The sequence below is a fragment of the Solibacillus faecavium genome (genome assembly GCF_014836905.1).
In the GTDB taxonomy this organism is placed as follows: Bacteria; Bacillota; Bacilli; order Bacillales_A; family Planococcaceae; genus Solibacillus; species Solibacillus faecavium.
On sequence record NZ_JACSPZ010000018.1, the window covers coordinates 1 to 9,658 of the forward strand.

Annotated in this window: 13 protein-coding genes and 1 pseudogene; 12 read left to right on the top strand and 2 right to left on the bottom strand. The window is 31.1% G+C overall.

What is annotated here, in order from left to right; all coding sequences use genetic code 11:
• Nucleotides 1–511: 511 nt before the first annotated feature.
• The 5 genes from H9635_RS18960 to H9635_RS18980 all read left to right on the top strand — a co-directional run bounded on the left by H9635_RS18960 (nucleotide 512) and on the right by H9635_RS18980 (nucleotide 3,627).
• Nucleotides 512–1,381, top strand: a complete 870-nt coding sequence (locus tag H9635_RS18960) for a hypothetical protein (protein WP_191701886.1) — start codon at nucleotides 512–514, stop codon at nucleotides 1,379–1,381.
• 120 nt (nucleotides 1,382–1,501) lie between these two features.
• Nucleotides 1,502–1,990 carry a YjdJ family protein gene (locus H9635_RS18965; protein WP_191701887.1) on the top strand — a complete coding sequence of 163 codons (489 nt, stop codon included), beginning with the start codon at nucleotides 1,502–1,504 and terminating at the stop codon, nucleotides 1,988–1,990.
• Between the two features lie 23 nt (nucleotides 1,991–2,013).
• Complete coding sequence (locus H9635_RS18970) at nucleotides 2,014–2,574, top strand: ATP-binding protein (RefSeq protein ID WP_191701888.1); 561 nt, start codon at nucleotides 2,014–2,016, stop codon at nucleotides 2,572–2,574.
• Nucleotides 2,574–3,146, top strand: coding sequence for a signal peptidase I (lepB, locus tag H9635_RS18975; RefSeq protein WP_191701889.1), 573 nt, complete (start codon nucleotides 2,574–2,576; stop codon nucleotides 3,144–3,146). Before H9635_RS18970 ends, lepB begins: the two co-directional genes overlap by 1 nt.
• Nucleotides 3,147–3,318: 172 nt before the next feature.
• Nucleotides 3,319–3,627: a hypothetical protein gene (locus H9635_RS18980; protein ID WP_191701890.1), complete on the top strand. Its 309-nt coding sequence runs from the start codon at nucleotides 3,319–3,321 to the stop codon at nucleotides 3,625–3,627.
• A gap of 481 nt (nucleotides 3,628–4,108) precedes the next feature.
• Here the strand turns inward: H9635_RS18980 and H9635_RS18985 are convergent, their stop codons facing one another.
• Complete coding sequence (locus tag H9635_RS18985; protein WP_191701891.1) at nucleotides 4,109–4,480, bottom strand: VOC family protein; 372 nt, start codon at nucleotides 4,478–4,480, stop codon at nucleotides 4,109–4,111.
• Between the two features lie 149 nt (nucleotides 4,481–4,629).
• Here H9635_RS18985 and H9635_RS18990 point away from each other — a divergent pair, with 149 nt between their 5' ends.
• The 6 genes from H9635_RS18990 (at nucleotide 4,630) to H9635_RS19015 (ending at nucleotide 8,322) form a co-directional block, all read left to right on the top strand.
• On the top strand, nucleotides 4,630–5,097 hold the full coding sequence (locus H9635_RS18990; protein WP_225231414.1) for a DinB family protein: 468 nt from the start codon (nucleotides 4,630–4,632) through the stop codon (nucleotides 5,095–5,097).
• A 162-nt stretch (nucleotides 5,098–5,259) separates the two neighbouring features.
• The gene (locus H9635_RS18995; protein WP_191701893.1) at nucleotides 5,260–5,787 is read left to right on the top strand and encodes a sigma-70 family RNA polymerase sigma factor; all 528 of its coding nucleotides are present in this window, start codon (nucleotides 5,260–5,262) and stop codon (nucleotides 5,785–5,787) included.
• Nucleotides 5,777–6,466 carry a DUF3600 domain-containing protein gene (locus tag H9635_RS19000; RefSeq protein WP_191701894.1) on the top strand — a complete coding sequence of 230 codons (690 nt, stop codon included), beginning with the start codon at nucleotides 5,777–5,779 and terminating at the stop codon, nucleotides 6,464–6,466. Before H9635_RS18995 ends, H9635_RS19000 begins: the two co-directional genes overlap by 11 nt.
• Nucleotides 6,467–6,603: 137 nt before the next feature.
• Nucleotides 6,604–7,014 carry a GNAT family N-acetyltransferase gene (locus tag H9635_RS19005; RefSeq protein ID WP_191701895.1) on the top strand — a complete coding sequence of 137 codons (411 nt, stop codon included), beginning with the start codon at nucleotides 6,604–6,606 and terminating at the stop codon, nucleotides 7,012–7,014.
• Between the two features lie 169 nt (nucleotides 7,015–7,183).
• A complete protein-coding gene (locus H9635_RS19010) occupies nucleotides 7,184–7,753 on the top strand; it encodes a GNAT family N-acetyltransferase (protein WP_263617374.1) in 570 nt (189 codons plus the stop codon).
• A gap of 134 nt (nucleotides 7,754–7,887) precedes the next feature.
• Nucleotides 7,888–8,322 (top strand): hypothetical protein, encoded by a 435-nt coding sequence (locus H9635_RS19015; RefSeq protein ID WP_404828911.1) that lies wholly within the window; start codon nucleotides 7,888–7,890, stop codon nucleotides 8,320–8,322.
• 105 nt (nucleotides 8,323–8,427) lie between these two features.
• On the opposite strand, the gene H9635_RS19020 is transcribed toward H9635_RS19015, so the two are convergent.
• Complete coding sequence (locus H9635_RS19020) at nucleotides 8,428–8,877, bottom strand: DUF2269 family protein (RefSeq protein WP_191701897.1); 450 nt, start codon at nucleotides 8,875–8,877, stop codon at nucleotides 8,428–8,430.
• Between the two features lie 309 nt (nucleotides 8,878–9,186).
• Here H9635_RS19020 and H9635_RS19025 point away from each other — a divergent pair.
• A pseudogene (locus tag H9635_RS19025) lies at nucleotides 9,187–9,579 on the top strand (HAD family hydrolase); the annotation flags it as partial.
• Between the last annotated feature and the right edge of the window lie 79 nt (nucleotides 9,580–9,658).

Consider the following 9,658-nt stretch of genomic DNA (forward strand, 5'->3'; position numbering starts at 1 on the left):
TTGACACTCAAGCATCATACAAGAGGGCTTTTTTTATTTCAAGTCCCCGAAAATGTTTCTAACAGGAATGCTCCTTAAAATTATCCCCAAAAAAGAAAAAAACCGTAGAGAGAATCCCCCTACGGTAAAAAAAGACACAAAAATACCGTAGGGGCACACTTCTCCCTAAGGTATGGGTATACTTAATTATAAAAATACTTTAAGCAATCCATTCCAATTTGGTCGAATGTGTGGTTTTCATTTTTGCTGAAATTGAAACAACTAATGACATTAATTTATTGATAACGATCATTTTATTCGACCTCCTTAAGAAATTTTGATTACTGCATAAGTATACACATTTCGATTTTATTTGTAAACATTATTTTGAAAATTTTCTAATTAGTGTAAAACAATGAAGGGGTAATTTGCTAATTCCTCTGGAGAGACCTGATTAAATAAAAGGGTTTCAACATTTAGGGAAGAATATAACTATCAAGCATGATATTAATTAGCAAAAGAGGGCTCAAATGTGGAAAAAATAAATGAAATTATAAATGTAATGAAAAGTAATTCTTCAATTAGTAAAGATTTAAAGGCAGAAAAGCTTAATAGCGGCACTACAAATGGCGTTTTATATTTACTACTTGTCAATAAAAAGCCAACATATGTGGTGAAAATGGATACAGCAAATATTATAAAGCCTACGGAGCAATTTCTTACTGCTTATAGTGATACGACCCTACTTCCTAATGTTATTTACACAGATCCAGAAGAACAATATATTGTGTATGACTATATTGCAGGAGAAACACATTTTAATAGAGGCTCTAAAATAGACTGGATGACAATTTTAATAAAGCAACTATTTGATAAATATATGAAGGTTAATGAAGATACCCCTTGGGGAAGAATAGACGGTACTTCTAAAAGCAGTTGGTCTGATTTTAATCAAAGTAGTCTGGAATATGCGCAGCAAAATATAGGGAATGTTCTTTCATTAGAGGATCATAAAAGGGTAGAACTTTTAGTAAATAAGTTAAAGGGATATAGCCATTTGGAAGAAAAATATTATTTACATGGAGATACTGGGGTACATAATTTTGTTTATTTAAATAACCAATTAAAAGGTGTGATTGATCCTTCACCAATAATTGGGCCGAAAATTTATGATTTTACATATGCATTTTGTTCATCACCAGACAATCTAGATTTGAAGACGTTGCTTACATTGTTTGAGACGTGGAACATTGATCTTAGCTATACTGAAGAAAGACTTTTAGATGAGGTGATTTTTCAATTATATACACGTATAGGGATATGTATTAAAGCGCATCCGAATGATTTGCCGGAATATATGGAAGCATGGGATCAATATAAAAACTATTTGCCAAATTATTGAGTGTAACAATTAACTATTTACTTTCTCAATTTTGAAGCGACAATATCTCTGGAACCTTTGTTATTTATTTCCGTCAAAATTACCAGGGATTTGTTAAATAATCATAGAGGGGGAGTGTAGTTGTTTAAGTATGCTCTGCAAATTATAATAGGAATCTTAACTTTTATGGTAGCAACTTATATTACATGGTATGAAGGTAGTGCTCTTATAAATAATTCAATCGAATGGAAGTATTCCACACCGTTTACCAAATTGTTTAATATAGAGATAACGACTGGACAGGATATTAGCCAACTTGATTATTTTGTTTATGCAGTAAAATTTCAACCTTTATTTCCCACTTTAATGATAGTGAGTATACTTTATATTCTAAGTGTAACTGGCTATTATCTCATCAAAAGTAAATCTAAATGGGCAATTGGTTTTTGGGGATTTATAGGTTTTATAATGATATTATTTAGTAGTTTGACTTTTAATTCATCAACTACTGGAGGTAGTGTTTTCTTCTGGATTACTTCAATAAGCGGACCTTTATTTATAGCAGGTGCAGTTTTAATATGGTTAATAAAGTTCAAATATAAAGGTTCTGATCCTAACTTAATTAGTTAGTTTTGCTAGAAGGAGACGGGGGTATGAAAAAGTTAGCGATTATTACAGTGGGTAAAACCCATTCTGGAAAAACGACATTTGCTCATGCTTTGGAAAAACAGTTAAGTAACTCTTTTGTGATGGATCAAGATAATCATGCCGAATTTATTAATACATACTATAAGAATTTACTACCGACACTAGGCCCTAATATACTTAAGCATGCCATCTCAAAGCTGATCGTCGATTATGCAAAAGAGCACACAGATTTTCACTTTATTATTTGCAATTCAAATCGAAGTCGAAAAGGACGGGTGTATTTGCTTGAAGAATTATTTAAAGCCGAAGATTTTGTCCGTATCTTAGTTTACTTTGATATTCCAGATGATGTTCTTAAAGCTCGAGTTATTCAAAGTCACAGAAGTACGAATATATTTAGGGGAGCATATTCAAATTTTGAAGAAGTACTTGCTAGACAACAGGCCGAAAAGGAAGCTATAGTTAATCCATCAGAAGATGAAGCAGATTATTTATTTGTCATTAAAGACAATGATGAAGTTAATGTAGTTATTCAAAAGATTATACAAATTGCTGAAAGGATGTGATGACTTTGAAAGCAGTCAAAGAAAAAAATGAGTTTTTGGAATGGGTAAAAGTGATTGGGGTCGCACTTTTATTTGCCGTAGGAATTCGGATGTTCATATTAACACCTATTGTGGTGGATGGTGCTTCTATGATGCCAACAGTTGAAGACGGGGACAAAGTAATCGTAAATAAGATTGGGCCAAAATTAACAGAGTATAACCGATTTGATGTGATTGTATTTGAAGCAAAGGAAGATACAAATTATATCAAGCGTATTATTGGTATTCCTGGTGACCACATCGCCTATAAAAACGATGAACTTTTTATTAACGGTAAGAAATATGAAGAACCTTATTTAAAGGAATATAAAAAGGTACTGAACGACAATGGTACACTCACTGAAGATTTTACGTTAGAAGAGTACTTAGGTGAGTCAGTTGTACCAGATGGATACTATTTTGTGCTAGGAGATAATCGCCGGAAAAGTATAGATAGTAGAGACCCAAACGTTGGATTTGTTTCAAAGGATAAAATAATAGGTACAACAAATATTGTTTTCTTTCCATTAGATAAATTAAAGTTAATAAAATAAAACAGAAAAACTGTGTTAAATCTGGTAATGCCAGATTTTTTGACACGGTTTTTTTGCGTTTTTAAATTGGAGTGGATGCGCTTCTTAACTTCTCCCTATTCAACACATGATTTATAGTTGGAACTGGATATTTATGTTAAAATATTGAAAAGTAGTTTTTGGGGGTACGGAAATGGAGAGACTACGTGAAAAGATAAAGGAAATAGAATCAGATGAAGTAGGGAATACAAATGTGGAATTATGTATGGATGAAAAACGGAAGGAAGAACTGAGTATTAAGGAAAATAGATTAATGGTGAGACAAGCGGGGTTTATATCATTAATGGTAATCGTTTTTATCCCATACTTTAAATTTTGTGCATACTTGTCAAATTTATTTTGGTTCAGTTATTTTACGTTCAATATTACAATGTTACTAGGTATTCCTTTTTCATACTTTGCTGCAAAATATATCGTTCGAATAATAAAAAGAATTATATGAATAAGGATTTAGTATAGCGAAAAATGGTTATTTGAAATTAACGGGTGCACTTGTAGCACGCTTTAAAAAGACTAACTTCTCAACAAAGTCTTGAGAAGTTAGTCTTTTTGTTATGTAGTATTCATAGTAATGAAGAAAGTCAAGAACATCGATTCTTTTCACGTAATAACCTACCACCTTTGAACTCACATCAATAAAGAATCATACATGATTGGGTAAACGAAGTGGATTTACCAGTAATAAAATAACGAACATCAATCAACAAAAAGGTGACTAAAATGAATCATCGTGGAGGTTTTATATGAATTCATTATTACTTTTCTTTCCGATTGTTTTATGGCTGTTAATTTTGATAGGAATAATTTATTCTTTTGTTCGAATTGTTATTTATATTTTAGGCTTTGTTAAATAATATTTTCAATTGTGGGGTGGAACTTGAGGGTTTCTAATTTTGTCATCCCCATTAAGGTTTATAGCCATTTTACCAGTGTACTTGAAGTTTATTACCATTTGGGTCATAAAAGTGGAAAAAGAAATGACCATTATCTTCTTTTATATCCTCGACCTTGACTTGATGATCAATTAAGTGTTGATGAAACTTAGATAATTCCCGACTTGTAAAGCCAATACTAAATTCTTGTTTATTATTAATAGTAAAATGTGCAAATGTTTCATCGTTTGTAGGGACTAGAATAAGTAAGAATGGTCCTTCACCGACTTTTAAAATGGCAAGTTCCCCAGTATTATTTAGCAACTGGAGTCCCAAAACATCTCGATACCATTGTGCAGAAAGCTCCAAATCTTTAACTGGAATTCGAACATAATGTACTTGTTCAATAAATGATTCGCTCAAAGTCTTCTCTCCTTTATTTAATCCGATATTTAAATAGTTCGCCTTTTATATCCTATATTCCTACTAAAATACATCAAACAGTAGTAAATATATGTTAAAATTTGGGTAAATATAATGCGTGATAGGGTGTCAAAATCGAGGTGGAAAAATTGCTTAGAGAAAAATCAGAAATAATAGGACATCATCAAAACTTTCTTCTATTTTTGCAGAGAATGAAAACCTTAGATGAACGTCTACTAAGAAAACCAATTGGAGAAAGAAAGTGGTCCATCATCGAAATAGTTGGTCATTTTTACCTTTGGGATGAATTTGTTTTACTACAGAGGCTTCCATATCTGTTAACCGGCGTAAGTTTACCAATAGCTCCAAGCTCCGATGATTTAAACATGCAATCTTCATTACTTGCCAGAACCGAAGCTGTTGAGAAAACATTTGAAAAATGCATACGTATTCGGAAAGACTTATTACATCAGTTAAGTCAAATACCTGACGAGTACTGGTTAATTAAATTACAGATTAATCAAAGCCACTTAACACTTTATGAGTATTTAAAAGGGTTAATGGAACATGATAACCATCATATAAATCAGGTGAAATCTAGTTTGAGAAATTCTTAGTAAATCAACAAAACGGACGCTTTCTGTAATATGGAAAGCGTCTTTCTTCATGGAATGATGGAGGGAAATTTGAATTTGAAAAAATATTTGAAAAATTTTTAAGCCAAATGCTCTTCTTGTTTGTCTAATAATTGTAAGACAAAAATGAAAGGAGGAATTGCGATGAATATTGGACGCTTAGTAAAAAAAGCTCAAAAAGGAAATGACAAAGCGTATTTAGAGCTTTTCCAACAATATGAAGCTGATATTTATCGAATGGCCTATGTCTATGTGAAAAATAAAAATGACGCTTTAGACGTCGTTCAAGAAGTAGCTTATCAGTCATTCAAAAATATTAGCACTTTAAATAAACCTGAATATTTCAAGACATGGCTTATGAAAATTACAATTAATTGTGCACTGAACGTAATTGATAAAAACAAAAAAGTGGTTCAACTAATTCCTCAGTTTGAAGTACATACAGGGGCGGAAGTTGAAGATATTGAAACTTCTTTATCTTTAAGAGAACTTATGGATACTTTGCATGAAGATGAGAAAAGCGTCATTTTACTAAAGTATTATAATGACCGGACATTAAAGGAAATTTCGGAGATTTTAGAAATACCACTTGGAACCGCAAAGTCCATATTATACCGTGCCTTAAATAAACTTCGTCAAAATTTAAAGGAGGTAGAGAACTTTGGAAAATAATTTTAAACAAGATATAGAAAAAATTGAAATTCCATTTCAACTTCATGAAAGAAGTAAGAAAGGTATCCAGGAAGCTAAATCGGAAATGGGTGGAACAGTGAAACGTTTTGTGAAAAAGCGTATAGCTATTACCGTCATGGCAGCTTGTTTAATGGTGCCTACAGGAGCATTTGCGTATCAGTCGTTACTTGCGGATGATTTATATGGTTCATTTGATAACGTGAAAAAGCATATCGCAAATATCACAATGAAAAGTTATTTATTATTTGATGCCAAATTATCTCAAGCAAAAGGTGATTTAGGAAAAGAGCAATACGAACAATTTAAAGAAGTATTATATGTAATTACAAATGCAAAACTTGAATTTGGCGATAAAAATGGAAATATCGATTATTCTCAAGTCCCTAGTGAAAATCTGGAGAAAATTAAAGCAGCCCTCTATGACATCCAACCTTACTTTGATAAATTAAACGATGAACTATCTAGTAAAGAGGTTTTGACAGCTGAAGAATTTGAACAATACATTCAGGCTTTAATAACATATGAAACGGTTATGGCTAAAACCGGCGTCTCCTCACCACCAGAAATTGAGATGGTCCCAATAGATTTACGTGAAGCGTTCATGAATGCTCAAAATGTTCTAGAATATGTAAATGAAAAACAAAGAAAAATTAACTGAGTACATCACCTTTAATGTTTAAAATATTGATAATTATTTATTTTCAGATTATAATATTAAGAATTTAAGAAAAGGTGGTCATACCTATGGATAAATTACGAAAAAATTCTTCTAAATAATATTTTAGGAGGATAAAAATGGAATTTAAAATAAATGACGAAAAAAATATTCCCATCAGCCAGTTAAAGGCCTTATATGAAGATGTCGAATGGTACGCATATACCAATGATTTAAATTTATTACAGCAAGCTTGTTTACAATCACTAGATCTCATTTCAGTTTGGCGGGAAGAAACGCTGCTTGGCTTAGTTCGTGTTGTCGGTGATGGGCTAACGATTATCTATATTCAAGATATACTCGTTTTAAATGCATATCAAAACCAGGGTATCGCAACATTACTAATGCAACATGTTCTTAATAAATATAAAAATGTCAGACAAAAAGTTTTGTTAACAGAAGAAGCACCAGACGTTCGGCACTTTTATGAGAAGAATGGATTTATTTCATGCGATCAAGGCACCTTAGTCTCTTTTGCTAAATTGGGTTGATTTATATACCTAGTATAAAAATAATTTGATTAACCGAGCGCGATTCTATAATAGAATCAGCGCTCGTTTTTGTTTAGAAGTGAGAATAATTGGAAAAATTATGTTAAAATTTACTAGAATTGATTTTTATTAACCGGAATGTATTGCACAATATGAAAGAGGGGTTTTTTTGAAAAATTTAATTCATCAAATAGAAACAGAAAGACTGGTAATCAGAATGCTTGAAAGAAAAGATTATAGTGCGTGGTTATCAGCGTTTGAAAATAGACATCCTTCACAGCATAAATACGATGAAGGAAGAATTGATATGAGTATTTGTACAAAAGAATGGTTTGAAGATATGATACATAATCATCAAAGAAAGGCTATAGAAGATAGTGTTTATGTATTTGGAGTTTTTCTTAAAGAAGATGCTACTCATATTGGTTCAATCGATTTTTCTACAATTATGAGAGAGGATTTTCAATGGGCAAGATTTGGTTATACAATTCATAACCAATTTTGGCAGCAGGGGTATGGAAAGGAAGCTGTAAAAGCAGCGATTTCCCTTGCTTTTGACAAGCTTAATTATCATCGTATAGAAGCTCACATAAATCTCGATAATACAGCTTCAATAAAATTAGCTGAGAGTGTTGGATTGCAATATGAATGTATAAGAAAAGGGTTTATTTTTGAGTTTGGCGAATGGACAGATAATCTAATTTACTATATTAATAAAAATACAACTGCTGGAAGATGATCAGTCACTTAAAGTCATTCACTACGGAGATTGGTCAGAATAAAATACAAGGAGTTTGTTGTGTTGTTAAATATAAGGGGGAATTGAAACTTTTCCAATCTCTAATATGTCTAATTTATTAAGGAGAGATGTCCTTGAAAAAGTTTAAATACTTAATTGCTTTTATTGGAGCAATTTCACTTTTTATAGTAGGTTGTTCAAACTTAATAGAAAATGAAGAACAATATATAAAAGTTCAAAAGCGTATTGGTGATCAAAATGAATATGAAGACTTCAAAGAAATTACTGATAATGAGCAAGTTCAAAAAGTGAAAGATATTTTAAACTATATTGATTGGGAAATTACAACAGTAAATATGATTCGCCCTGCGGATTTCAGGTTTATATTTCAATATAAAAATCCTGAAATTGAAGCAAAAGCGGCGTTATATGAACTTTGGATAAGTCGGAACAAAGATAAAGTGACACTCGTTATAGACGCTGAAATGAAATATATTCAATTAGATACGGGTAAGTCAGCAGAACTATTTGAAATAATTACGGGTGAAAAATTATCAGAACTAAAATAATAATGTGACCTCGAGTTCTAATTGGATTTTTGACAGCCTAAAATTAGTATTTGTTCTACACGTTTATGAAATGCTAAATCCTTAGCGCACCCAGTTAGTAAAATTTTAAAAAGGTTTGGCAACCATTAAATATAGAATAATGATGGGAATTATTGTTGATATTGTCCCAATAATATCCCAAGTTCTCGAGGCTTTTTTATAATCACTTTTACTGAATATTTCTTCACTATATTTAATCATTTTTCTTTGTAGGGGTATCAAAAGTATAATCCAAATAAATCCTGTTATTGCAAATAAAGCTAGAGAAATTGTTAACCAATTTATTTCATCTAGGGGATAGTTACTTTTTATTGCTAATATAAATCCGGAAATTAATAATGTGATAATGCTAGGTATAGTAAACACATAATCAGCAATCATTATATTCTTTGCTGTTTTGTTGATGTGGGTTTCATCTCCTGAAAATTCTGCCTTTAGTTTCCAAAAAGCAGCCGTAATAATATTACCAATAAAAAGAATTGCTGAAATAATGTGTATTAACACTAAATAAACCATTTTATCTTCTTCCTTTCATAACGGCATTCAGTACTTCAAATAGTTTTATCTTTTTATCCACTTTTTTACATTCGACAGGTAAAATAAATAGTCCTTTAATACTTCTAATTAAATTGAATTGCATATAGGTTATAGCTTCTAATATCTACTATCACTTGTAATTGTTAATATTTAAAATAAACAAGAAATAGAGATTTATTCTTCCGCATACTTGCGCGTTTTTAGAGAATGAATTTGCGACCTTTTTACTTTAAATTTCTGTCCAAGGAAAAACAGAGGGGGGATAATTAATTGGTAAGTTATAAGGCAATAGTATTTGATCTAGATGATACACTGCTTGATAGGGAAAACGCAGTGGATCGAATGTTTTTAATGATATTAGAAAAATGTTATGAAGTTGTTAACGATTCTACCAAAAATATAATGCTACAAAAATTCAAAGAATATGATAAAAGAGCGTATGGTTATAGTGATAAAACCATAGTATTGGATACATTTTTTGATGAATTCCCTCCGAAACATAGATTGCCTAGCAATGATATTCAAGATTTTTGGAATCATAATTTTTCTAACTGCTTTTCTATAGACCTGCAAACTTTAAACATTATAAATACTTTAAAAACTCACGTAAAAATTGCAATTATAACAAATGGCACGACTCACAGACAGAAAGCAAAAATAATTAAAACTAATTTAAATAGTTGCAGACTGTAGACAAACTCGAAGAAATTCGAGTTTGCCTACAGTCTTTTTTGTTTTAAAATAAATTTAAATGATGAAA

Excerpts from the sequence above, each read along its gene's own strand:
- H9635_RS18970 (WP_191701888.1), top strand. The coding sequence starts at position 2,014 with ATGAAAAAGTTAGCGATTATTACAGTGGGTAAAACCCATTCTGGAAAA.
- lepB (WP_191701889.1), top strand. The coding sequence starts at position 2,574 with ATGACTTTGAAAGCAGTCAAAGAAAAAAATGAGTTTTTGGAATGGGTA.
- H9635_RS18980 (WP_191701890.1), top strand. The coding sequence starts at position 3,319 with ATGGAGAGACTACGTGAAAAGATAAAGGAAATAGAATCAGATGAAGTA.
- H9635_RS18995 (WP_191701893.1), top strand. The coding sequence starts at position 5,260 with ATGAATATTGGACGCTTAGTAAAAAAAGCTCAAAAAGGAAATGACAAA.
- H9635_RS19005 (WP_191701895.1), top strand. The coding sequence starts at position 6,604 with ATGGAATTTAAAATAAATGACGAAAAAAATATTCCCATCAGCCAGTTA.
- H9635_RS19020 (WP_191701897.1), bottom strand. The coding sequence starts at position 8,877 with ATGGTTTATTTAGTGTTAATACACATTATTTCAGCAATTCTTTTTATT.